The 23,604-nt window shown below is 62.0% G+C and carries 24 protein-coding genes and 1 other RNA gene; 13 read left to right on the top strand and 12 right to left on the bottom strand.

Annotated elements, in window-relative coordinates; genetic code table 11:
• Positions 1–39 precede the first annotated feature (39 nt).
• An RNA gene (gene ffs, locus HX821_RS20995) (signal recognition particle sRNA small type) lies at positions 40–136 on the top strand.
• Positions 137–241: 105 nt separating this feature from the next.
• On the opposite strand, the gene HX821_RS20990 is transcribed toward ffs, so the two are convergent.
• Both HX821_RS20990 and HX821_RS20985 read right to left on the bottom strand, forming a co-directional pair.
• Positions 242–829, bottom strand: coding sequence for a hypothetical protein (locus tag HX821_RS20990; RefSeq protein ID WP_177008134.1), 588 nt, complete (start codon positions 827–829; stop codon positions 242–244).
• A gap of 14 nt (positions 830–843) precedes the next feature.
• Positions 844–1,377 (bottom strand): hypothetical protein, encoded by a 534-nt coding sequence (locus HX821_RS20985; protein ID WP_003219072.1) that lies wholly within the window; start codon positions 1,375–1,377, stop codon positions 844–846.
• Between the two features lie 284 nt (positions 1,378–1,661).
• Between HX821_RS20985 and HX821_RS20980 the strand changes: the two genes are divergently transcribed.
• Positions 1,662–2,708, top strand: coding sequence for an N-acetylmuramidase family protein (locus HX821_RS20980; protein ID WP_087694832.1), 1,047 nt, complete (start codon positions 1,662–1,664; stop codon positions 2,706–2,708).
• Between the two features lies 1 nt (position 2,709).
• Entirely contained in the window at positions 2,710–3,324 is a 615-nt protein-coding gene (locus HX821_RS20975; RefSeq protein ID WP_003219069.1) for a hypothetical protein, read from the top strand.
• A gap of 39 nt (positions 3,325–3,363) precedes the next feature.
• On the opposite strand, the gene HX821_RS20970 is transcribed toward HX821_RS20975, so the two are convergent.
• The gene (locus HX821_RS20970; RefSeq protein WP_003219067.1) at positions 3,364–4,227 is read right to left on the bottom strand and encodes a LysR family transcriptional regulator; all 864 of its coding nucleotides are present in this window, start codon (positions 4,225–4,227) and stop codon (positions 3,364–3,366) included.
• A 97-nt stretch (positions 4,228–4,324) separates the two neighbouring features.
• Between HX821_RS20970 and HX821_RS20965 the strand changes: the two genes are divergently transcribed.
• A complete protein-coding gene (locus HX821_RS20965) occupies positions 4,325–5,293 on the top strand; it encodes a DMT family transporter (RefSeq protein WP_177036343.1) in 969 nt (322 codons plus the stop codon).
• Here HX821_RS20965 and HX821_RS20960 read toward each other — a convergent pair.
• The gene (locus HX821_RS20960; RefSeq protein WP_003219063.1) at positions 5,207–5,578 is read right to left on the bottom strand and encodes a VOC family protein; all 372 of its coding nucleotides are present in this window, start codon (positions 5,576–5,578) and stop codon (positions 5,207–5,209) included. The two genes, HX821_RS20965 and HX821_RS20960, sit on opposite strands and share 87 nt — an antisense overlap.
• Positions 5,579–5,729: 151 nt before the next feature.
• The gene (locus HX821_RS20955; protein ID WP_003219061.1) at positions 5,730–6,044 is read right to left on the bottom strand and encodes a helix-turn-helix domain-containing protein; all 315 of its coding nucleotides are present in this window, start codon (positions 6,042–6,044) and stop codon (positions 5,730–5,732) included.
• A 306-nt stretch (positions 6,045–6,350) separates the two neighbouring features.
• Between HX821_RS20955 and HX821_RS20950 the strand changes: the two genes are divergently transcribed.
• Genes HX821_RS20950 through HX821_RS20940 form a run of 3 tightly spaced genes read left to right on the top strand, consistent with a single transcriptional unit; the run spans position 6,351 to position 9,780 of the window.
• On the top strand, positions 6,351–6,503 hold the full coding sequence (locus HX821_RS20950) for a hypothetical protein (protein ID WP_157222851.1): 153 nt from the start codon (positions 6,351–6,353) through the stop codon (positions 6,501–6,503).
• Position 6,504: 1 nt separating this feature from the next.
• Complete coding sequence (locus HX821_RS20945; RefSeq protein WP_177036342.1) at positions 6,505–8,070, top strand: PAS domain-containing methyl-accepting chemotaxis protein; 1,566 nt, start codon at positions 6,505–6,507, stop codon at positions 8,068–8,070.
• 18 nt (positions 8,071–8,088) lie between these two features.
• Positions 8,089–9,780, top strand: a complete 1,692-nt coding sequence (locus HX821_RS20940; RefSeq protein ID WP_177036341.1) for a bifunctional diguanylate cyclase/phosphodiesterase — start codon at positions 8,089–8,091, stop codon at positions 9,778–9,780.
• A 155-nt stretch (positions 9,781–9,935) separates the two neighbouring features.
• On the opposite strand, the gene HX821_RS20935 is transcribed toward HX821_RS20940, so the two are convergent.
• Positions 9,936–10,685, bottom strand: a complete 750-nt coding sequence (locus HX821_RS20935) for an ABC transporter substrate-binding protein (RefSeq protein WP_177036340.1) — start codon at positions 10,683–10,685, stop codon at positions 9,936–9,938.
• 133 nt (positions 10,686–10,818) lie between these two features.
• Here HX821_RS20935 and dnaX point away from each other — a divergent pair, with 133 nt between their 5' ends.
• The 5 genes from dnaX to HX821_RS20910 all read left to right on the top strand — a co-directional run bounded on the left by dnaX (position 10,819) and on the right by HX821_RS20910 (position 16,581).
• A complete protein-coding gene (gene dnaX / locus HX821_RS20930; protein ID WP_177036339.1) occupies positions 10,819–12,876 on the top strand; it encodes a DNA polymerase III subunit gamma/tau in 2,058 nt (685 codons plus the stop codon).
• Between the two features lie 43 nt (positions 12,877–12,919).
• Entirely contained in the window at positions 12,920–13,258 is a 339-nt protein-coding gene (locus HX821_RS20925) for a YbaB/EbfC family nucleoid-associated protein (protein WP_003193199.1), read from the top strand.
• Between the two features lie 271 nt (positions 13,259–13,529).
• Entirely contained in the window at positions 13,530–14,564 is a 1,035-nt protein-coding gene (locus HX821_RS20920) for an NADP-dependent oxidoreductase (protein WP_003219050.1), read from the top strand.
• A gap of 65 nt (positions 14,565–14,629) precedes the next feature.
• Positions 14,630–15,232, top strand: coding sequence for a recombination mediator RecR (recR, locus tag HX821_RS20915; protein ID WP_177036338.1), 603 nt, complete (start codon positions 14,630–14,632; stop codon positions 15,230–15,232).
• A gap of 200 nt (positions 15,233–15,432) precedes the next feature.
• On the top strand, positions 15,433–16,581 hold the full coding sequence (locus HX821_RS20910) for an acyl-CoA dehydrogenase family protein (protein WP_177036337.1): 1,149 nt from the start codon (positions 15,433–15,435) through the stop codon (positions 16,579–16,581).
• Between the two features lie 131 nt (positions 16,582–16,712).
• Here the strand turns inward: HX821_RS20910 and HX821_RS20905 are convergent, their stop codons facing one another.
• Together HX821_RS20905 and fnr are read right to left on the bottom strand one after the other, a co-directional pair.
• Positions 16,713–17,261 (bottom strand): adenine phosphoribosyltransferase, encoded by a 549-nt coding sequence (locus tag HX821_RS20905; protein ID WP_177036336.1) that lies wholly within the window; start codon positions 17,259–17,261, stop codon positions 16,713–16,715.
• Positions 17,262–17,341: 80 nt separating this feature from the next.
• The gene (fnr, locus tag HX821_RS20900) at positions 17,342–18,076 is read right to left on the bottom strand and encodes a fumarate/nitrate reduction transcriptional regulator Fnr (protein ID WP_003219044.1); all 735 of its coding nucleotides are present in this window, start codon (positions 18,074–18,076) and stop codon (positions 17,342–17,344) included.
• Positions 18,077–18,230: 154 nt separating this feature from the next.
• On the opposite strand from fnr, the gene HX821_RS20895 reads away from it, so the two are divergent.
• Positions 18,231–18,707 carry a hypothetical protein gene (locus HX821_RS20895; protein WP_003219041.1) on the top strand — a complete coding sequence of 159 codons (477 nt, stop codon included), beginning with the start codon at positions 18,231–18,233 and terminating at the stop codon, positions 18,705–18,707.
• A gap of 7 nt (positions 18,708–18,714) precedes the next feature.
• On the opposite strand, the gene hemN is transcribed toward HX821_RS20895, so the two are convergent.
• The 4 genes from hemN to HX821_RS20875 all read right to left on the bottom strand — a co-directional run bounded on the left by hemN (position 18,715) and on the right by HX821_RS20875 (position 23,568).
• Positions 18,715–20,097: an oxygen-independent coproporphyrinogen III oxidase gene (gene hemN, locus HX821_RS20890; protein WP_003219038.1), complete on the bottom strand. Its 1,383-nt coding sequence runs from the start codon at positions 20,095–20,097 to the stop codon at positions 18,715–18,717.
• 103 nt (positions 20,098–20,200) lie between these two features.
• Positions 20,201–20,884: a sulfite exporter TauE/SafE family protein gene (locus HX821_RS20885; RefSeq protein ID WP_003219035.1), complete on the bottom strand. Its 684-nt coding sequence runs from the start codon at positions 20,882–20,884 to the stop codon at positions 20,201–20,203.
• Positions 20,877–21,095, bottom strand: coding sequence for a cbb3-type cytochrome oxidase assembly protein CcoS (ccoS, locus tag HX821_RS20880; RefSeq protein ID WP_003219033.1), 219 nt, complete (start codon positions 21,093–21,095; stop codon positions 20,877–20,879). Before ccoS ends, HX821_RS20885 begins: the two co-directional genes overlap by 8 nt.
• A gap of 22 nt (positions 21,096–21,117) precedes the next feature.
• Positions 21,118–23,568 (bottom strand): heavy metal translocating P-type ATPase, encoded by a 2,451-nt coding sequence (locus HX821_RS20875; RefSeq protein ID WP_134325954.1) that lies wholly within the window; start codon positions 23,566–23,568, stop codon positions 21,118–21,120.
• Positions 23,569–23,604: the final 36 nt, after the last annotated feature.

The raw sequence follows: 23,604 nt of genomic DNA, 5'->3' as shown, positions 1-23,604 counted from the left end.
GCGCGGCTTGCCGAGAGGCGAGCGTCGTTATGGTGACCCCATCGGTCCCCCCGCAACGATTACCCGTGAACCTGGTCAGAGCCGGAAGGCAGCAGCCACAGCGGGAACATTGTGTGCCGGGGTGTGGCTGGTGGGGTTGCCTCCATAACGCAACCCTCCTTGATTCAAAAAAATACTTTTATGAAGCCCTTCGCTGACAATAGTCATCTGCGAAGCGATTTCTGCTGTTCGCTCATCAGGGTTACTGACGGTACAGCGGGAACTCTCCCATGGCCGGAATCACTTCTGCGCGCAACCTCGCCATGTGCCCGGGCAACTCCTGTCGTGCGGCAGGCGTGTCGGACGGGATGTTCTTGGCAAAGTGGAAGCTGATGATTTGGCCGGTCCCGTTGTCCTTGTAGTATTTGAAGATATTGAACTCAAAGAAGCTGCCGTCCTTGCGTGTGGAGGTCGGATAAAACAGCAGCACGTAGATCGCATCGGTTTTCTCGTCTGAAAACATCTCCACCGGAAGGTTGGGGTATTCCTGTTTGTGGGCCTGCGCGGTCAGGTTGGCAAGATCCCGGGGCTCGTTGCCGGTGCTCTGGGGCGGCGCGAGGCGAAAATCCACCAGTTCGCTCCAGGCGTTGACGCTTTCTGGTGCGAGGAAATACTCCCAGAGCGGAACGTTGCCCCGGGCCTGGTATTTCAGGACGTATGTTTTCCCTGCAAACACCACCGACTTTGTCTCGGCGATCGACGGGCGGGACAGGTCCGGCGGCGCCACAGGCGGTTTGGATGCACAGCCGAACAGCAGCAGGACAGTCGATACCACGATTAGCCAACGCATGGGCACCTCCTGTGTCACGGCTTAGTGCTGTTGATGTGGTCGGCGATGCTGGCGAGCGTTGCGCTCCATTGTGCAACGGTTTGTTCTGAAGGCATTTCTCTCCAGGTCCTGGAAACCTTGTACGTGTCGCCCCCCAATTGATAGGCAAAATGCCTCAAGGTCATGACGTTGCCGTTCGCCTGTGTGCAGATCACCGACCAGCCCATATACGGGGTGCTGGTATCTCCCATGTCAGTCTGGCTGATATGTGTTTTGCAGTTCTTCTCGGCGGCCCGGGTATCGGAATCACGGGCCGCGCTTGGCGGTTGATTCTGGCCCGGCAACACAAACAGGGTGATCTCGTCTTTTCCGGTGTCGGCAGACCACTTGTATCGTTTTACCCCGGCATTCGCGAACGCTGATGCCATCTCGTCATCGTTTTTGGTTTGCCATTGCGGACCTTTTGGCGTTACCGCCTTGAGCAAGTAGCCCGCAAAATCTTCTGCGTGGGTGTTTGGCGAGACGAAGAGCAATCCGCTGATGGCACAGGCAATAAAGGTCGATTTCATGTCAGTCCCTGGACGTCATTGTTAGATGTCAGGACGACAATGCATCCTGCGAAACAGACAGTAGCGCAGGTAGTGGCAAAGTGCCCAGTCCGTTTGAAAATTATTCCCAGGGACGACGTCAGTGAGGGATTGCTCACATCCTTAAAACCTTGCGCTGGACAAGCCAAATTCGCCTTGTTAGTTTGCGCCAGCGACATATTTCTAAATATGTCGGTGGCACATGGATGATATTAAAGTGATGGCGCTTTATGGCTCATCTACTCCAACTAACAAGGATGTCAGTAATGAAAAGCCTGCAAGGGTTGCCCACTCTCATCAGCGCTTCCGTCGGTGCGCCGGGCAAAGCCCGCAACTTGCCCGCCGATGTTCAATGCATCCAGTATTTATTCAACTTGATCATTCCCAAGTTGGGTTTCCCCCTGGCGGAAAATGGCAAGTGCGACGGCCAGTTGGTGCAGTGCATCAGCCAGTATCAGTTCCGCCACCTCAAATACGCGCATCCCGATGGTGTCATCGACCCTACCGGGCGCACCTTCAATAGCCTGATCGAAGAGGCGGTGAAGGTGCCGGTCAAGCCGAACCCGACCCTGCGTATTCCGACCTTCCTCAATGTGTTCGGCAACACCGGCGCGGACATGGTCCAGGCCACGGTCGACCACTATCTGGACCGCATGCGGGCAATGATCGAGGCCGAGCGGCGCAACCGGCAGATGATGCTCCAGGCCACGTGCGACGGCGGCACGACGCTGACGGATACGGATTTCCAGAACGCTGCCACGCAGTTGGGTAACGGCATTTCCGTCAATATCATCAAGGCCTTTGCCACGGTGGAGTCGGGCGGGCGCTCCGGGTTCGGCCCGGCCAAGTTGCCGGTGATCGCCTTTGAAGGGCACCATTTTCGCAAGTACACCAAGAGTAAATACGATCAGACCCACCCGCTGTTGTCGTACCCCTACGTGAAGAAGGCCGGGCCCCAGTGGAAGGCCAATAACAAGGACCAGACCAAGGCCTGGGAAACCATGGCCACCGCCTTTGCGCTGGATCAGGAAGCGGCCTTGAAGTCGGCCTCCTGGGGCATGTTTCAGATAATGGGCTCCAACTTCACGGCATGCGGTTATAAAACGGTGTTTGAATTTGTGGTGGCCATGAAGATTAATGCCGGGCATCAACTAAAGGCCTTCCTTGGTTTTTGCAGCCAGAGCCCGGCCCTGGTCAAGGCCATGAAGAACAAGGATTACGCCGCCATGGCGCTGAACTATAACGGCAAGGATTATGGCGACTATGACCAACGCATCAAAAAAGCCTACGAAGCACTTGAAGGGAAAAAATAGAATGCCGTTCAAACGTTGCGTGTCCCGATTGCTGGTTGCCTCTTTCGTGTGTGTTGCTGCAGGTGCGCCGGCGTTTGCCGCTACGCTGCACTCGGGCAAGTACGAAGGGCTGATGCTGGCCGTGACGCCCGAGCATCAGGTGGAGGGGTTTTATGCCGAGGAAATGGGCGAGGGCGTGACCCGCTCGTGCACGTTCTTCCTGCAGGGCAAGGTCGACGGTGCGAAGGCATCGGTGTCGACATGGCTGGATGAGGCCTATCCGGGTACCGTCGCGGCTTCCTCGGACGGTGTGATGCTGACCGTGGAGAAGGGCCGCGAACATCCCGGCTGCATCAACGTGTTGATGCCGGAAATTGCCACCGGCCTGGACCTGACCCAGACCGCTGCCAAGAAATGGATTGGCCTGGTGACCGTTTCGTCCGACAAGGCCTTCCTGCAGAAGACCCCGGACGCCAAGGCCAGCCATCGTGCCTACGTGGTCAAGGACGATGTGGTCGCGGTACTGGCGTTTAAGGATGGCTGGGCCCAGGTCGAGTTCATCAATGGCGAAGGCCGCTCTTCCAAGGGCTGGATCAGCCAGGACCAGTACGCCAGGCTGGTCCCCGCAAAAGGCTGAAGATGCTGCTGCGCCCGCGCGTAGCGGGGCGAAAACCGGTTAGCCGAAAGTCTCCCGCAACAGCCCCGCAAAGGCATCCCGCGCCAGGTGGCGTTGGGTGTCCTTGTGCCAGAACAGCAGGTTATCCACCGCCGCCAATTCGTCGAAGCGGTAGGACGTCAATTGGTTGGCCTGCTCGTAGCGCGCCAGGATGCCTTCCGGCGCCAGTGCCACGCCAATCCCCGCGCTGACGCAGCCAATGATCGTGCCCCAACTGGCATAACTCGCGATGGCAGGCTTGATGTCGTGGGGCTTGAGCCAGTTCTCCAGGGCGGCGCGATACGGGCAGCCGGGCGGCCACACCAGCAGCGTGCGGCCGGCCAGGTCCCGGGCGTCCTCGATGGGTGCGCTGGAGGCGCTGGTAATCAGCACCAGGCGCTCGCTGTAGACCACGCTTTGTTCGAGCTTCGGGCGTTTGCCGCCGGCGGCCACCAGCGCGGCGTCGATGCGGTGATGTTGCAGGTCATCGAGTAACTGCGCCCAGGCGCCGGTCACCAGTTCCAGTTCTACCTGTGGATAGCGCCGATGGTATTCGGCCAGCAGCGGCGGCAGGCGGCCACTGGCGCTGGACTCCACTGCACCGATGCGCAGCTTGCCGCGGGGAATCGCGTTGCTGTCGACGGCACGCTTGGACTCTTCCACCAGCGCGAGGATGCGCTCGCAGTAGTCGAGAAACACTTCCCCTGCGGCACTGATCGCCAACCCGCGCCCGGCGCGAATGAACAGCGGGGTACCCAACTCGCTTTCCAGTTGCTTAATGCGTGTGGTGATGTTGGACGGCACGCAGTGCAGTTGCAGGGCGGCCTGGGCCACACTGCCGGTTTGTGCCACGGCTTTCACCATTTTCAGTTGGGCCAGTTCCATCGCTCAGTTCCAGTGATTACAGAAGTCAGAAACGGTTAATTGTCCTGCGCCTTGCCGGGGCCAAGACTGACGGCATTCCCACTGCTGGACGCCGTTCATGAAAGCCCCGTCACCTGTAAAGCTTACGCTAGTCACTGCCAGCGTCATCCTCTGTTGGGCGTATTCGCCGATTGGCGTGCATCTGGCCTTGCACAGCTACAGCCCTGGCCAGTTGGCCTTGGGACGGTTCCTGATTGCTTCGGTATTGATGGCCGGCGTCGCGTTGGTCATGAGGATCGAGCGGCCACGTCTGCGGGACCTGCCGTGGTTGCTGGTGCTGGGCTTCTTCGGGATTTTCCTGCATCACCTGACGATCAATTTCGGCCAGCAATTTGTCACGGCCGCTGCCTCCAGTGTGCTGGCGCAGTCGGTTCCGCTATTTACGGTGCTGGTGGCGTTTTTCGGCTTGAAGGAGCGAGTTACCGGCTGGCGCTGGGGGTGCGTGCTGCTGGGCTTGAGCGGGGTGCTGGTGGTGATCTGGGGCGAGCATGGCCTGGGGCAGATTGATCCCCGTGGACTGATGATCCTGCTGGCGGCGCTGTCGTGGAGCCTTTATTTCACTATCCAGAAACACTATTCCCGGAGCTACAGCCCGCTGACCACGGTGTGCTACACCGTGTGGTCGGGCACATTGCTGCTGTGTGTGTATTTGCCGGGTTTGCCGGCGGTGGTGTCGCAATCATCGACCCAAGCCAACTGGGCGGTGTTGTTGCTCGGCGCCTTTCCCAGCGCCCTGGCGTACCTGGCCTGGGCCTATGTGTTGCGGCATGTCGAGGTCAGCCGCGCGTCAGTGGCGTTGTACCTGGTGCCGCCGGTGGCGATGGTGATGGCCGCCACGCTGCTGGGCGAGCAGGTTACGCTGCGCGTGGTGCTGGGTGGCCTGATCGTGCTGGCCAGTGTCGGCGCCATCAGCCTCGAAGGGCGCTGGCGCCGCAAGCCGTTACGGGTTCACGGTAAACACCCGCAGGCGGTGACCGTCGGGGTCCTGGGCGACAAAGGTGTAGCCGAAGTCCGCCTCGACCGGTGACTGGATGATGCTCATCCCGAGTTGCACCCAGCGCGTGTGCAAATCGTCGACCGTTGCGATATCAGCGACGCAGAAACCCGCCTCGCTACCGCCAACCGAGGCTTGGGCCGCAGGCTCCACGGTATGGCGCGACCACAGGCCGAGTTTCACCCCGTTGTCGAGGATGAACAGCGCGAAGGTCGGCCCCAGCTCCACCGGCGGCTTGTCCAGCAGCCGGCTGTAGAGGTTGGCGCTGGTGGCCGGGCTGTCGACGTACAACAAAAAGTAATGGGCAATGCTATTCATGATGACTCCGTGGAATGACGCAGCAATGGCGCGGCTCAGTCCCTAGTCTAAGGGGCTGTCCTGTCAGTTCATGTCAGGAGTCATCAAGCAAAGAGCAGACAGTCAATCTGGCTGTCTGCTCTTTTTATTGCGTGCACGTGTGTTGCGAGCTCTAAGGCTTGGACAAGGCCTGGTCTACCGCTGCGATCAGCTTTCCCAGATCCTTCGGGGTGGCTTTGTGAATGACACCGAACAGATAAGCGCGCTGTTCCTCCTCGTCGACCAGGTCTGCGAAAAAGACTTTCAGCTTCACTCCCAGCGCCTCTGCGAACAAGAACAGTGCCTCGACGCTGGGTGTATAGGTGCCGGTTTCGAAGCGGCTGATGGTTTTAGGGTCAAAACCGGTTTTTTCACCTAGTTCAGCCTGAGTAAGCCCTGCGACCTTGCGGTAACGTCTGATGGCTGGACCCAAACTTGAAATGTGCATCGCTCAATTCCCATTTAGAATCAAGAACTTAACGATAAATCTTAAAATTAGACAACCGCATGTACCATCACCTTTTCTTGCAAAATGTGATGTAATTCGTAGAATCGGCATCTAGGACAAGTATTTGGTGGTCTCGTTTCAGAAGGCAGGTTTATGAAACAGGAAATCATTGCTCTCTCCTTACTCTCATAAATGTGCCCATAAAACGGACGCCTGGCAGGGACTGAAATGTCGCTCGTCAGTGCCACGCTTCATTGCGCCTCACGTGCCGGATACCCGAATTAAAGCCTAGTTGATCATCACTGAATGGATGATGAATTGCTGTGCAAAATCGTGGGTTTGCGTACCTTTGCGGCCAACCAGCCGATCGACGGCGCAGCCCGACTGGAAATACGAATCCGCCTGTCCTGCCTACCCGGTGGTCGAGAGGGCGATCGAATGCTGTCCATGGAGCTTTAACGTGCGTCTCAATTTGCCGGTCACTGCTGTTGAACAGACTTTTGGGGAGCAGCAACGGCTAATTTCCGCAACTGACGTCAACAGCCATATTACCTACTGCAACGCCGAGTTTGCCGCCATGAGCGGCTTTACCCAGGCCGAGCTGATCGGCAGCACCCACAACCTGGTGCGCCACCCGGACATGCCGCCCGCCGTGTTCCAGCTGATGTGGAGCTACCTCAAGGCCGGGCAGAGCTGGATGGGCGTGGTGAAGAACCGCTGCAAGAACGGCAACTATTATTGGGTCAGCGCCTATGTGACGCCGATTCTCGAAGACGGGCGGCTGACGGGCTACGAGTCGGTGCGGGTCAAGCCCACCCGCGAACAGGTGCGCCGCGCAGAAGCGCTGTACGCGCGGTTGCAGGCAGGTGGTGCGGCGGTCTCGCCGGTGCGGCGTGTGGCGTCTGTGTCCCGGGCCATGGCGTTGCCACTGGCCGCTGCCGTTGCCAGTGTCGCCGCCTTCCAATGGGTTCCGGGTTTGTGGGCCCAGGCGTTGACTGTCGGCTTGTTTCTCGGCCTGGGCGTCTGGGGGCATCAACGCTTGGGGCTGCAGCTCAAGCAGATTGTGCAGAACACGCCCAATACCTTTTCCGACCCCATCAGCGCCATGACCTACAGCGACGCGCTGGGGCCGAGCGCGCAGCTCGAAATGATCCTGATCAGCGAAGAAGCGCGACTTAAAACCGCCCTGACGCGCCTCAGCGACCTGGCCAACCAGATGGCCGAAGCAGCCGCCCATTCCAGCGTGTTGTCGAGCACCACCGAATCGGCGTTGCTGGAACAGCGCGCCGAGACCGACATGACCGCCGCCGCCATGACCGAGATGGCTGCGTCCATCGCCGAAGTGGCGATGCATGTGCAGCAAACCGCCAGCGAAGCTCACACCGCCAACACCCTCGCCGAGCAGGGCAGCCAGGTGGCCGGCACGTCCCGCGAGGCGATCCAGTTGCTGGCCGGCACCGTCACCCAGATCAATCAGGCGGTGGGCAACCTGGCCGGGCAGACCCAGCAAATCCAGGTGGCCGCGAGCATGATCCAGGCAATCGCCGACCAGACCAACCTGCTGGCCCTCAACGCGGCCATTGAAGCGGCCCGCGCCGGCGAGCAGGGCCGTGGCTTTGCCGTGGTGGCCGACGAGGTGCGCGCCCTGGCGGGCAAGACGCGGGAGTCGACCCAGCAGATTCAGGGCATCATCCAGAACCTGCGGGCGGGCGCCGATGAGGCGGTCGAGATCGCGAGCCTGGGCATTCGCGAGGCCGAGCAGGGCGTGCAGCAAGTACTTGAGGCGCAGCAGGCGCTGCAAGGCATTCGCCACGCGGTGGAGCGTATTACCGGTATGAGTCAGCAAATGGCTGCTGCCTCACAGGAACAATCCCACGTCGCCGAGGAAGTTTCACAGCAGATCAATAACGTTGCCGCCACGGTGCAAAAGACAGCGGGCAATGCCAACGCTGCAGTCACCCGTGGCCGGGAACTCGAAAGCATCTCTTCCGGGTTGCGCGCCCTGGTCGAGCGGTTCAACCGCTAGCCACAGTGAGCCTGACTCATGGACGAGAAATACCGCAGGGCCGTGGATGCAGCCGCCATTTTCTCCGAGACTGACCTGGCGGGCTGCATCACTTACGTCAATGACCAGTTCTGCGGCATGTCCGGCTACGGGCGTGACGAGTTGCTGGGGCAAAATCACCGCATTCTGAGCTCGGGACTGCATCCTGCGGGGTTCTTCCAGGGCATGTGGCAAGCCATCAGCGAAGGCCGGGTGTGGCGTGGGGAAATCTGCAACCGGGCCAAGGATGGGACGTTGTATTGGGTGGACAGCACCATGGTGCCGCTGCTCGATGAGAAGACCGGGCGCGTGCAGAAGTACGTGTCGATCCGCTTTGATGTCAGCGAAAAGCGCCAGCTGTTGCACACCCTGCAATGGCGGGTCGGCCACGATGTGCTGACCGGCTTGCCGAACCGCGCCTATCTGTCGGAGTTGCTTAACCAGTCCCTGGAGTTCTCCCGCAGCGAAGACATCCCGTTGGCGTTGTGCATGCTCGACCTGGACGGCTTCAAGGCGGTCAACGACGGGTATGGGCATGCCTGTGGGGATCTGTTGTTGGTGGAAGTGGCCACTCGGTTGCGGGAGATCATCCGCGGCGAGGACGTGGTCGCCCGGCTCGCCGGTGACGAATTTGTGCTGATCCTGCGTTATGTGCGCGATATCGACGAGCTGAACGGCGCCTTGCTGCGCATCCTCAAGGCGATTTCCGAGCCGTACTCGATCCAGGGGGCGGAGCTGAATGTGTTCGCCAGCATCGGCGTCACGCTGTTCCCCCTGGATGACGAGGACGCCGACACCTTGCTGCGCCATGCCGACCAGGCGATGTATGTGGCCAAGCAGAGCGGGCGCAACCGCTACCAGTTGTTTGATGTATCCCTGGAACAGGAGGTCAAGGCCAGCCACCAGACCGTGGAGCAGATCCGCCAGGCCCTGGCGGCGGGCCAGTTGTGCCTGCATTACCAGCCCAAGGTCAACTTGCGCTCCGGCACGGTGGTGGGGTTCGAAGCGTTGTTACGCTGGCAGCACCCCGAGCGTGGCCTGGTGAAGCCGGGGGATTTCCTGCCACTGATCGAGCAGACCGACCTGATTGTCGATATCGGCGAATGGGTGATCGCCCAGGTGTTGGGCCAGATGCATCGCTGGCAGGTGCATGGGCATTGGTGGTCGGTGAGCGTGAACATCGCGGCGCGGCACTTCCAGCGCGAGGATTTTGTCGAGCGCCTGCAAGACTTGCTGGCGCAATACCCGCAGGTGGAGCCGCACCGGCTGGACCTGGAGATCGCCGAGTCGGTGGCCATCGACAATATCCAGCGTGTCACCCAGCACCTGGAGGCCTGCCAGGCCTTGGGCGTGCAGTTCTCCCTGGATGATTTTGGCACCGGCTATTCCTCCCTGAGCTACCTCAAGCGCCTGCCGACCCAGACCATCAAGATCGACAAGTCGTTCGTGCGCGACATCCTGCACGACAAGGACGACCTGGCGCTGACCAAGGCCGTGATCGGCCTGGCCCGTGCGTTTGGCCGCGAAGTGATTGCCGAAGGCCTGGAAACCCTGGAGCACGGCCAGCTGTTGATGCGCATGGGCTGCGAAGTGGCCCAAGGCTATTTCATCGCCCGGCCGATGCCTGCAGAAGACGTGCCGGGTTGGGTCGAGGAATTTGCACCGCCGCCGCAGTGGCAAAAGCTTGAGTGATGTTTATTGTGGCGAGGGAGCTTACGGTGGCTAGGGAGGTTGCTGTGGCGAGGGAGCTTGCTCCCGCTGGGCTGCGTAGCGGCCCCAAGATCTTTGGGAGCGCTGCGCACTCCAGCGGGAGCAAGCTCCCTCGCCACAAGGACAATCAGGTGATCTTAAGGGGCGGGGGCGCTGTTCCCGATATACAGCTGGATGATTTCATCAATCTCCCCGGACATTTTCATCCGCAGCAACGTGCGCAGGATCTGTTGCCCGGGCACCTGCGGGTCGTTGCGCACATAACAACCCAGGCTTTGTTCTTCGATCACGGCCACCGTGTGCAGGCGCTGTGTGGGCGGTAATTGCTGATTGAAGCGGTCGAGGATCCATTCATTGCTTACCGCATAGTTGAAACGCCCGGCCGCGAGCTTCTGCAACACCTGCTCCTCACTGCGGCTGTCCTCGCGGCTGAGCTGGCCCCTGGCGAAGCGTGGTTCCAGGGTCGGGTAGCTATAGCCGAGCACAGTACCGATGTGTTGCGACGTCAGACTGTCCAGGCGTACTGACAGTGGTGGCACCTGCGCGGCGACCAGCACATTGCGCTGGACCAGCAGCGGGATGCTCCAGGTGTAGTCCCCCGACAGGTTGTTTAGCCACGCCGGTGTCACGTAGCAGCGCACATCCACATCCCCGCGCTCCATGGCGGTGTCGATGCGCGCACGCGGCAGCACATGGAATTTCGCAGGACGGCCGACCTGGGTGGCCAGGCTCAACATCAGGTCATACAAAATCCCCTGGGTGGGCTGGCCCTGGTCGAGTTGCACCATGGGCATGGTCCAGCTGTCGGAAATGGAGAATCGCAGAGGTGCGGGTGCCGCCAGGCTGACCGTGGCAATCATCCACAAGGCGCCCAGGACTGCGCGCATAAATTCTCCGGGTTCAGCCTTTTACAGGCTTGGTCAGACCAGCTTAGTCAGATTAGACGAGCGTGCCGGATGCAATTTCCCCCTTGCTCCGCTAGCATTACCCGCTTCCGCTTCCCAGTTGCGACGGTTTTCGATGAGTTATCAGGTTCTTGCACGTAAATGGCGTCCGCGCTCGTTCCGCGAAATGGTCGGCCAGACCCATGTGCTCAAGGCTCTGATCAATGCCTTGGACAGCCAACGGCTGCACCACGCCTACCTGTTCACCGGTACCCGCGGGGTGGGCAAGACCACCATTGCCCGCATCATTGCCAAGTGCCTGAACTGTGAAACCGGCATCACCTCGACGCCGTGTGGTACCTGCTCGGTGTGCCGGGAAATCGACGAAGGGCGTTTTGTCGACCTGATCGAGATCGACGCCGCGAGCCGCACCAAGGTCGAAGACACCCGCGAGCTGCTCGACAACGTGCAGTACGCACCGAGCCGTGGCCGCTTCAAGGTCTACCTGATCGACGAAGTGCACATGCTGTCCAGCCACTCCTTCAACGCCTTGTTGAAGACCCTGGAAGAGCCGCCGCCCTACGTCAAATTCATCCTGGCCACCACCGACCCGCAGAAACTTCCTGCAACGATTTTGTCGCGGTGCCTGCAGTTCTCCCTGAAAAACATGACCCCGGAGCGTGTGGTCGAGCATTTGACCCACGTGCTGGGTGTCGAGAACGTACCGTTCGAAGACGACGCCCTGTGGTTGCTGGGTCGTGCCGCCGACGGCTCGATGCGTGATGCCATGAGCCTTACCGACCAGGCCATCGCCTTCGGTGAAGGCAAGGTGCTGGCCGCCGACGTGCGGGCGATGCTCGGCACCCTGGACCACGGCCAGGTGTTCGACGTGCTGCACGCGCTGATCGAAGGCGACGCCAAGGCGTTGCTCGAAGCCGTGCGCCATCTGTCCGAGCAAGGCCCGGACTGGAATGGCGTGCTGTCGGAAATCCTCAATGTGCTGCACCGCGTCGCCATCGCCCAGGCCCTGCCCGAAGGTGTCGACAACGGCCACGGCGACCGTGACCGCGTGTTGGCCCTGGCCCAGGCGTTACCGGCCGAAGACGTACAGTTCTACTACCAGATGGGCCTGATTGGGCGACGTGACCTGCCGTTGGCACCCGATCCGCGGGGCGGCTTCGAAATGGTCCTGCTGCGGATGCTGGCCTTCAGGCCCGCCGACACGGCGGATGCGCCGAGACAGCCGCTAAAGCCAGTGGGGATCAGCCAGGCCACAGTTGATTCCGCCAAACCAGTGGCTGGCCCGGCTGTTGTCGCGCCAGTGGTTGCGCCGCCTGCGCCGGTTGCACAGGCCGCCGCCCCGGTTGTCGCCGAGCCCGTGGCGCCAGTGGTGGTGCCGGAGCCGGTGGTTGAGCCTGCGCCCGTGCCTGAAGTCGATCTGCCGTGGAACGACCCGGTAGAGGCCGAGGTCGAGCTGCAGCCTGCCGTCGAGCCGGTGCTGGAAACCACCAGCGAGCAGCCTGAACTGACACCCATGCCCGCGCCGACCCCGGACAGCGTGGTGCCGGACGCCCCCGAGTGGGTTTCGGCCCCGGTGCCGGAGCCGACCGTTGCGCAAGTGGACGCCGCCACCCCGGGCACCGACCTCGACGACGAGCCGCCGCTGGACGAAGATTACATCGAGCCGGACATGGATTCGGCCTACAGCTACCTGGACGACCTGGCCAGCGAACATACCGCCGAGCCTGCCCCGGAGCCTGAACCCGAACCTGCCGCGATGCCGGCCACCGGCCTGGCGTTGCAATGGCTGGAGCTGTTCCCGAAACTGCCGATCTCCGGCATGACCGGCAGCATCGCCGCCAACTGCACCCTGATTGCCGTTGATGGCGACCACTGGCTGCTGCACCTGGACCCGGCCCACAGCGCCCTGTTCAACGCGACCCAGCAGCGCCGGCTCAACGATGCCCTGAACCAGTTCCACGGGCGCACGCTGACCATCAGCATCGAGCTGATCAAGCCCGAGCAGGAAACCCCGGCCCAGGCGGCGTCCCGTCGCCGGGTCAACCGCCAGCGTGAGGCTGAAGAGTCGATCCACGGTGATCCGCTCATCCAGCAGATGATGCAGCAGTTTGGCGCGGTGGTGCGGCACGATACTATTGAACCTGTAGAAGCCCCGGTACCCCAAGCGTCATAACCCGGGGCCAATAATTGATCCACGTACTTTTGAGGTGATTCCCATGATGAAAGGTGGCATGGCCGGCCTGATGAAGCAGGCGCAGCAGATGCAGGAAAAGATGGCCAAGATGCAGGAAGAACTGGCCAACGCCGAAGTCACCGGTAAAGCCGGTGGCGATATGGTCAGCGTGGTGATGACCGGTCGTCACGACATCAAGCGCGTGAGCATCGACCCAAGCGTATTGCCGGGCGTCGGCGAAGACGACCTGGAAATGCTCGAGGCGCTGTTTGCCGCGGCCGTCAACGACGCCGTGCGCAAGATCGAAGCTAACAGCCAGGACAAGATGTCCGGCGTGACCGCTGGCATGCAACTGCCACCGGGCATGAAGCTGCCGTTCTGATCGGCAAGCGCAGCACCGAAAATGCCAGGCCCCGCGCCTGGCATTTTTTTGGCCGGCTATTTTCCATACCCGTAGCAGCTGTCGAGCGCCAGCCAGGCTGCGTCGGCAGCGACTCGGTCCCACGTCTGGCATGAAAGCAGCGGTGCGGCTAACGTAGCCTCGCTGGCGCTCGACAACGGCTACTGCGAGAGTTTTGTCGAACCCTGGACCCTGTGTTGGGGTCTGCACCCTATACCGTTGAATTCAATCACCGATAGAAGGAGCCTCGCTGATGTCCGAAGCATTGACCCTCAACCAGCGCATTGTGCTGGTCTCACGCCCCCACGGCGCACCGGTGCCGGAAAACTTTCGCCTGGAGCGCGTCGCGCTGCCGGAACTGGCCGACGGCCAGGTTTTGCTGAAGACCCTTTACCTGTCCCTGGATCCCTACATGCGCGGGCGCATGAGTGATGCGCCGTCCTACGCCGCACCGGTAGAAATCGACGAAGTGATGACCGGTGGCGCTGTCAGCCGCATCGAACAGTCCCGCAATCCGAAGTTCGAGGTGGGTGACCTGGTGGTCGGTTCCACCGGCTGGCAGAGCCACAGCATCTCCGATGGGCGCAACCTGATCCCGGTACCGAAGGGACTGGCCAGCCCGTCCATGGCCCTGGGTGTGCTGGGTATGCCCGGCATGACCGCCTATATGGGCCTCACCGATATCGGCCAGCCCAAGTCCGGGGAAACCCTGGTGGTGGCGGCCGCTTCCGGTGCGGTGGGCTCGGTGGTGGGCCAGGTGGCGAAGATCAAGGGCCTGCGGGTGGTCGGTGTGGCGGGCGGCGCCGACAAGTGCCGCTATGTGGTGGACGAGCTGGGCTTTGATGCCTGTGTCGATCACAAGAGCGACAACTTTGCCGAGGAGCTTGCCCAGGCCTGCCCCAAGGGCATCGATATCTACTTTGAAAACGTCGGCGGCAAGGTATTCGACGCGGTCGTGCCGCTGCTGAATGCCAAGGCGCGCATTCCCTTGTGTGGCCTGATCGCCGGCTATAACGCCCACGAAGCGCCCAGCGGTCCCGACCGGCTGCCGGCGTTGCAACGTACCTTGCTGACCAAGCGTGTGCGGATCCAGGGCTTTATCGTGTTCGACGACTATGGCGACCGCCAACCGGAATTCCTCAGTGCCATGGCGCCGTGGGTGCGGGATGGCAAGATCAAGTTCCGCGAGGACGTGGTGGAAGGCCTGGAGCAGGCACCTGAAGCCTTTATCGGTTTGCTGGAGGGGCGCAACTTCGGCAAGTTGGTGGTGCGGGTCGCACAAGATTGAGCATTTGACGCTAATCCGAGGCGCGGGTATAAACCGCGTCTCGTTGTTTTGTCGGACCTTTCCCCATGAGCTTCAGCCCTCTGATTCGTCAACTGATCGACGCCCTGCGCACTTTGCCGGGCGTGGGTCAGAAAACCGCCCAGCGCATGGCGCTGCAACTGCTGGAGCGTGATCGCAGCGGCGGCTCCCGACTGGCCCAGGCCCTGAGCCAGGCGATGGAAGGGGTTGGCCACTGCCGCCAGTGCCGCACCCTGACCGAGGAAGAGCTGTGCCCGCAATGCGCCGACCCGCGTCGCGACGACACGCTGCTGTGCGTGGTCGAAGGGCCGATGGATGTCTACGCGGTGGAGCAGACCGGTTACCGCGGGCGCTACTTTGTGCTCAAGGGCCACCTGTCGCCGCTGGACGGGCTGGGGCCGGAGGCGATTGGTATTCCGCAACTGGTGACGCGAATCGAGGAGCAGGGCACGTTCGTCGAGGTGATCCTGGCCACCAACCCTACGGTGGAAGGCGAAGCGACGGCCCATTACATCGCCCAGCTGCTGACCCACAAAGGCCTGATTACCTCGCGCATCGCCCACGGCGTGCCGTTGGGTGGCGAGCTGGAACTGGTGGATGGCGGGACCTTGGCGCATTCGTTTGCCGGACGTAAGCCGATCGCCCTATAACAAACACCGCAGAACAAAATGTGGGAGCGGGCTTGCTCGCGAATGCGGTGGTTCAGTCAATGCATCTGGCGACTGATACACCGCATTCGCGAGCAAGCCCGCTCCCACATTTGTTTTGTGGCGTTCACGAGTCTTTCCTCTTGCTTGATAACCAAGCAAGCGCTTGGTAAGTTCGCTCTACCGTCCCGTGGAGCTTGCCGATGTCTGCCTATCAGGAATACTTCGACCCCAGCCACCAATTGGTCCGCGACAGCGTGCGTCGTTTCGTCGAGCGCGAGATGTTGCCGGGCATCGAGCAGTGGGAGGAAGCGGAAAGCTTCCCCCGGGAGCTGTACCTCAAGGCCGGTGCGGCGGGGATCCTGGGCATCGGTTACCCCGAAGCCCTTGGAGGCAGCCACGAAGGTGACCTGTTCGCCAAGGTCGCCGCCAGCGAAGAACTGATGCGCTGCGGCTCCGGCGGAGTAGTGGCAGGGTTGGGCTCGCTGGATATCGGCTTGCCGCCCATCGTCAAATGGGCCCGGCCCGAGGTGCGCGATCGTGTGGCGCCGCAGGTGTTATCCGGTGAGAAGATCGCCGCCCTGGCCGTCACCGAGCCCGGTGGCGGATCCGATGTCGCCAGCCTGCAGACCCGTGCCGTGCGTGACGGCGACCATTACCGCGTCAGCGGCAGCAAAACCTTTATCACCAGCGGCCAGCGTGCCGACTTCTATACCGTCGCGGTACGTACCGGGGGGCCGGGCTTTGCCGGCATCAGCCTGTTGTTGATCGAAAAGGGCACGCCTGGTTTCACCACCGGTACACCGCTGAAGAAGATGGGCTGGTGGGCGTCGGACACGGCCGAACTGTTCTTCGACGATTGCCGCGTACCGGCAGGCAATCTGATCGGCGCCGAGAACATGGGTTTCGCCTGCATCATGGGCAACTTCCAGAGCGAGCGCCTGGCCCTGGCCCTGATGGCCAATATGACTGCGCAGATGGCCCTGGAGGAAAGCCTGAAGTGGGCGGCCCAGCGCGAGGCCTTCGGCAAACCCATCGGCAAGTTCCAGGTGCTCAAGCATCGCCTGGCGGAAATGGCCACGGCGGTGGAGGTCTCGCGGGAATTCACCTACCGCCAGGCCGCCAAGATGGCCGCGGGCAAGAGTGTGATCAAGGAGATCTCGATGGCCAAGAACCTCGCCACCGACACCGCCGACCGCGTGACCTTTGATGCCGTGCAGATCCTCGGCGGCCAGGGCTACATGCGCGGCAACCTGGTGGAGCGGCTGTATCGCGACAACCGCATCCTGTCCATCGGTGGCGGGACTCGGGAAGTGATGAACGAAATCATCAGCAAGCAGATGGGCTTGTAGAAAGCGCTTTTGTGGCGAGGGAGCTGTGGCGAGGGAGCTTGCTCCCGCTGGGCTGCGTAGCGGCCCCAAGATCTTTGGGAGCGCTGCGCACTCCAGCGGGAGCAAGCTCCCTCGCCACACGAGTCCCGGGGTTATTGGTCTGTCAGGGCAAACTGCGTCAGGCAGAACGTCGCAATGCCCAGGTCTTCCAGGCGCTGGGAACCACCCAGCTCCGGCAGATCGATGATCGCCGCCGCTTCGAAAATCCGTGCGCCCATGCGCCGCGCCAGGTTGGCCGCTGCGATCAGCGTGCCGCCGGTGGCGATCAGGTCATCGAACATCAGCACCGAATCACCTTCACACAGGCTGTCGGCGTGCACTTCCAGGAAGGCTTCGCCGTATTCGGTCTGGTAACTCTCGGCCAGCACGTCAGCCGGCAATTTGCCTTGCTTGCGGAACAGGATCAGCGGTTTGTTCAACTGATAGGCAATGATCGAACCGATCAAGAAGCCCCGGGCATCCATCGCGCCGATGTGGGTGAAGTCGGCTTCGACGTAGCGGTGTACGAAGGTGTCGGCCACCAGGCGCAAGGCCTTGGGCGACTGGAACAGCGGCGTGATATCGCGAAAGATCACCCCAGGCTTGGGGAAGTCGATGACTGGGCGAATCAGGGATTTGATGTCGAACGAATCGAAGACCATCGTCGAGGAGTCCTGGGGAGGAAAGCGGACTCGAAGTATACCTGCGGCCCAGCCGATTGGCTCGGCCGCAAGCGTCTGGATCAACCGTCGAGCGAACCGCCAGCCAATGCGCAGAGCTGGATCGGGTCGAGGATATGCACTTCCTTGCCTTCGGCCGCAATCAACTCGTTCTGCTGGAAGCGGGTGAATACCCGGGACACGGTTTCCACCGCCAGGCCCAAGTAGTTGCCGATTTCGTTGCGCGACATGCTCAGGCGGAACTGGTTGGCCGAGAAACCCCGCGCGCGGAAACGTGCGGAAAGGTTGACCAGGAAAGTGGCAATACGCTCGTCGGCGGTTTTCTTCGACAACAACAGCATCATCTGTTGGTCGTCGCGGATTTCCCGGCTCATCACGCGCATCAACTGGCGACGCAATTGCGGCAGCTGCAGGGCCAGTTCATCCAGGCGTTCGAACGGGATTTCACACACCGATGTGGTTTCCAGGGCCTGGGCCGACACGGGGTGAATCTCAGTGTCCATGCCCGACAGTCCGACCAGTTCGCTCGGCAGGTGGAAGCCGGTGATCTGTTCTTCGCCGCCATCGCTCAGGCTGAAGGTTTTCAGCGCGCCAGAACGTACTGCATAAACGGAGTCAAACTTGTCGCCCTGGCGAAACAGGAACTCGCCTTTTTTCAGTGGGCGACCGCGTTTAACGATCTCGTCCAACGCTTCCATGTCTTCCAGATTCAACGAAAGTGGCAGGCACAGGGGGGCCAGGCTGCAATCCTTGCAATGAGCCTGGCTATGAGCGCGCAGTTTAACTGGCTCGGACATTTCTTAAATCCTTGTGGGAAAACACACATAAGACGTAAGGGTAACGCACCGGGGGGCAATCAGGCCAGCGTGTACAGAAAAGCAGCAGCGGTATAAAGAATTTTGTATCGAGGTCGATACAAGATTGTCACTCCTAGAGCTGGAGGCTCAGATCATGCTTTCCATTGGCGCAACCAACCCTGCCATTGTTTCTTCGCTAACCGTGCCTGATGCGAAAAAAGACCCCGCTGCAGACGATAAAGACCAAGCGTCTTCTACCGATCGGGCCACTGACACCAAGCCCCAAGGACTGGTGGTGGATATCTCGGGGGCGGGGCTGAAAGCCTCCAAGGCCAGCACCAACTCCAACAAGGACATTGACGACAGCAACCTGAAAGACAACATCAAGCAGCTGTTGAAAATGATTCGCGAGATGAGAAAACAGCTCGCCGAGAAGATGGCTCAGCTCTCAGCTGCCATGTCCGACGCCTCAAAGACCCCGCAGGCAAGGCAGGCCAGAGTGGCCGCCTTGCAGAGTGATATCGCGACATTGCAGGCCGGCTTGATGACGGCCCAATCGCAGTTGACAAAGGCCTTGAAGGACGAGTCTCCCGAGTCGCAGCTGGAAGCGATGGCCCTGCTGGCGAAGTAGGACAGGTTCAGATTACCCGCGAAAATCGTTGCCGATTCTGGTGCTCCAGATAGGCATCGAACACCATGCACACCGAGCGTACCAGCAGGCGCCCCGCCGGCAATACGCGGATGCCCTGTGGGTCGAGTTCGATCAGTCCGTCCTCGGTCATCGCCTCCAGTTGCGGCCAGAGCTCGTCGAAATAGCCGCGAAAATCGATGTTGAAGGCCTGTTCGATCTTCTCGAAATTCAGGCTGAACGTGCAGATCAACTGCTGGATCACTTCCCGTCGCAACCGGTCATCCGTGGTGCATAACAATCCACGGCTGGTGGCCAGTTGCGCGCCGGCGAGGGCGTTCTGGTAGTGGTTCAGGTCGCTGCTGTTCTGGCAGTACAGGTCGCCGATCTGGCTGATCGCCGACACCCCAAGCCCGATCAAATCGCAATGCCCGTGGGTGGTGTAGCCCTGGAAGTTGCGTTGCAGCGTGCCTTCTTCCTGGGCGACGGCCAATTCGTCGTCCGGCAGGGCAAAGTGGTCCATGCCGATGTAGCGGTAGCCCGCCCGGGTCAACTGCTCGATGGTGGTTTGCAGCATCAGCAGTTTTTCCGCCGGGGAGGGCAGGTCGTCGGTGTTGATCCGTCGCTGGGGCATGAACCGTTCCGGCAGGTGTGCGTAGTTGAACACCGAGAGGCGGTCCGGTTGCAGGCTGATGACTTCTTCCACGGTGCGTGCGAAATTCAGCGGTGTCTGCTTGGGCAAACCGTAGATCAGGTCGATATTGATCGAACGAAACTGCAGGGTGCGCGCTGCGTCGATCACTGCGCGGGTTTCTTCCAGGCTTTGCAGGCGGTTCACCGCACGCTGCACTTCGGGGTCCAGGTCCTGCAGGCCGATACTGACGCGGTTGAACCCCAGTTCACGCAGCAGGCCCATGGTCGCCCAGTCGGCTTCCCGTGGGTCGATTTCAATCCCGTAGTCGCCGGAGTCATCGTCCAGCAGGTTGAAGTGCTGGCGCAGGCGGCCCATGACCTGACGCAGCTCGTCATGGCTGAGAAAGGTCGGGGTGCCGCCGCCGAAGTGCAGCTGCTCCACCGGCTGTTTGGGGTCGAGGTGGCACGCCACCAACTGGATTTCCTGCTCCAGGCGTTGCAGATAGGCGTGAGCCCGGCCGCGATCCTTGGTGATGACCTTGTTGCAGGCGCAGTAGTAGCAAATGTTGGCGCAAAACGGCACATGCACATACAGCGACAGGGGCCGTACGGCCTTGCGGCTGTCGCGCAGGGCGTGGAGCAGGTCGAAGGTGCCGACCTGGCTGTCGAATTGTACGGCGGTGGGGTACGAGGTATAGCGTGGCCCCGCCAGGTCGTAGCGGTGAATCAGATCAGTGTCCCAACGAATGGCGTCGAGCATGCGGGCGTTCCCCCGGATAGGCTAGTGGGCCGAGTCTAGGGGCTGGGTGGGGAAGCCATCTTGATTTGCATCAACGGGGAGCGGCGCTATGCCACATGGCGATCTAGTGGCCCATCAGCCAGTGCTGGTGCGGCCCGGGCAAGGTCCAGATGCCGAACAGCATGACCAGCAGGCCACCGGCCATCCGCACGCTGCGTTTGCGCAATAACGCGGTGACTCGATCAGCGGCTAAGCCCGTGGCCAGCAGTACCGGCCAGGTGCCAAGGCCGAACGCGAGCATCAGCACCGCACTGTCCAGCGCATTGCCCTGGCTGGCCGCCCACAGCAACGTGCTGTAGACCAACCCGCACGGCAACCAGCCCCAGAGCGCACCCAGCAGCAACGCCCGGGGCAGGCTGGACACCGGCAGCAAACGGTTGGCAACCGGCTGGATATGCCGCCACAGGCCGCGCCCGAGGCTTTCGATACGGGTCAGGCCGCTCCACCAGCCGGCCAGGTACAAGCCCATGCAGATCAGCAACAGCCCGGCGAGGATGCGCATGAACATCGCTGCCGGACTGTTGGCCACGGCCCAGCCGGCCAGGCCGATCAGCAAGCCCGCGGTGGCGTAGCTGAGGATGCGCCCCAGGTTGTAGGCCAGCAGCAGGCGAAAGCGCCGACTGCGTTGCTCCTTGGGAATCGCCAGGGTCAGCGCGCCCATCAGGCCGCCACACATACCCAGGCAATGGCCGCCGCCCAGCAGGCCGAGGATCACCGCCGAGACCAGCAGGGGCGCCAGTTCAAGCATGGGGCGGATCTTTCGGCTTGGGCGGTTGTTCAGGGCCGTTGGCTTCATCGACGGCCGCCAGGTGGTTCGGGTCCTGGTCATCGAACAGCACGCTGTGAGCCGGGCCATCGAGGTCGTCGTACTGGCCGCTGTCCACCGCCCAGAAGAAGATGTAAATGGCGATGGCCACGATCAACAGCGCCGCCGGGATCATCACGTAAAGAGCTGGCATCTGCACTCCATGCCCGCGCGGCTCAAGCCGGCAGCGGGCGGGTTACGGGGGCGGGGCTCACGGCTGGCGTGCTCGGCATGCGAGTCAGGCGCAGGGCATTGAGCACCACGGTCAACGAACTGAGGGACATGCCGATCGCCGCCCAGATGGGAGTGATCCAGCCGAGGGCGGCAAACGGCAACATCAGGCCATTGTACAGCCCGGCCCACAGCAGGTTTTCAATGATTACCCGGCGGGTGCGCCGGGCCAGGGTAAAGGCTTGCACCAGGGCGTCGAGGCGGTTCGACAGCAACACCGCGTCGGCGCTGGTCTTGGCCAGGTCGGTGGCCGAGCCCATGGCCACGCTGATATCGGCGGCGGCCAGCACCGGCACATCGTTGACGCCATCGCCGAGCATCAGCACCTTGCGGCCTTCCTTGTGCAGCTGTTGCAGCATTTGCAGCTTGTCATCGGGGCGCAGGCCGCCATGGGCTTCGTCGATGCCCAGCTCGGCGGCGACACTGGCAACCATCGGCGAGCTGTCTCCCGACAGCAGCAACGTGCGCCAGCCGCGTGCCTTGCAGGCGGCGAGCAAGGCGGGCGCGTCGCTGCGCAGGCGGTCATCCAGGACAAACCAGGCCAGGGCGCCGTCGGTGTCGCCCAGCAGCAGCCATTGGCCGGCTTCCTTCGGCGAGGCGGGGAGGGCGCAGCCGCTCAGTTCGCAGACAAAACCCGGCTGGCCAATGCGCAACCGGCGGTCACCGACGCGGCCTTCCAGGCCCAGGCCCGGCGTGCTGAGCACTTCATCCGCCGCCAACGGCGCGCGGCCGAATGCGCGGGCGATCGGATGTTCCGAACGTTGCTCCAGCGCCGCCGCAAGGCTCAGGCACTCGTCGCTGCCCAGCAGGCTCAACGGGCGGATCGCGCGCAACGCCAGGCGACCTTCGGTAAGGGTGCCGGTCTTGTCGAAAATCACCGTGTCGATCTGGTTCAGGCCTTCCAGCACGTGGCCGCGGGTCAGCAGCAGGCCGAGTTTGTGCAGGGTGCCTGTGGCTGCCGTCAGGGCGGTGGGTGTTGCCAGTGAGAGGGCGCAAGGGCAGGTCGCAACCAGCATCGCCAGGACGATCCAGAACGCCCGTGACGAATCCAGCTCCCACCACACCAGGCCGATGACCGCAGCGGCGACCAATGAGCACAACAGGAACCATTGGGCGGCGCGGTCGGCGATCTCCGCCAGCCGGGGTTTCTCCGCCTGGGCCCGCTCCAGCAGGCGCACGATGGCCGACAGGCGCGTGTCGTGGCCCAGGGCGCGGACTTCGACGGTCAGCGCACCTTCGACGTTGAGGGTGCCGGCAGTGACGGCATCGCCGACCTGGCGTGGTTGCGGCAGGTACTCGCCGGTCAGCAGCGATTCGTCGATGCTCGACTGGCCGTCGAGGATGATGCCGTCTGCCGGCAGCACCGCCCCCGGATGCACCAGTACCCGGTCGCCCAGGGCCAGTTCGCTGAGCAGGATCCGTTCACTTTGCCCGTCGGCACTCATGCGCAGGCACGAGGCTGGCAACAGGTTGACCAACTGCGCGGTGGCTGCCGCCGTACGTTCCCGGGCGCGACGCTCCAGGTAGCGCCCGGCCAGCAGGAACAGGGCAAACATGCCGACTGCATCGAAATACAGTTCGCCGGTGCCGGTGATGGCGGTCCAGATTCCGGCCAGGTAGGCCCCGCCAATGGCCAGGGACACCGAAACATCCATGGTCAGGTGGCGGGTGCGCAGGTCGCGCATCGCCCCCTTGAAAAACGGCGCGCAGCTGTAGAACACGATGGGCGTTGTCAGAAACATCGCGACCCAGCGCAGGATCACGTGCAGCTCCGGGCTCAGGTCGATATTGAATTCCGGCCAGGTGGCCATCGTCGCCATCATCGCCTGGAACCACAGCAGCCCGGCCACCCCCAGTTGACGCAGGGCCAGGCGGTTTTCGCTGGCCAGTTGTTCGGCGGCACGGTCGGCTTGATACGGGTGGGCGGCGTAGCCGATGTGACGCAATTCGCCGAGCAGTTGGCTCAGGGGCAATTGCCCGTCGGCCCAGCGCACGTGCAGGCGGTGGTTGGACAGGTTCAGGCGTGCCTCGGCCACGGCGGGCAGGCTGCGCAGGTGTTTTTCGATCAGCCAGCCACAGGCGGCGCAACTGATGCCTTCCATCAACAGTGTGGCTTCCGACAGATCACCGTCGTGGCGCACGAAAGGCTTTTGCACATCGGCACGGTCATACAGCGCCAGCTCGTCCACCAGTTGCACCGGCAGCGCCTCGGGGTTGGCCGAGGCTTCGCTGCGGTGCTGGTAATAGCTTTCCAGGCCACCGGCGACAATTGCCTCGGCCACCGCCTGGCAGCCCGGGCAGCACAGCTCGCGGGGCTCGCCGAGGATCACGGCAGTGAACCGGCTGCCGGGCGGCACGGGCAGGGCGCAGTGGTAGCAAGGGGTCGGGGTGGTCATGGCTCAGTTCCGATGATCGTTCTCACGCTCTGCGTG

The sequence above is a fragment of the Pseudomonas sp. B6001 genome (assembly GCF_013386015.1).
GTDB lineage: Bacteria > Pseudomonadota > Gammaproteobacteria > Pseudomonadales > Pseudomonadaceae > Aquipseudomonas.
The sequence above is the reverse complement of the archived record's forward strand: the minus strand, read 5'-3'. Positions and strand labels throughout refer to the sequence as shown.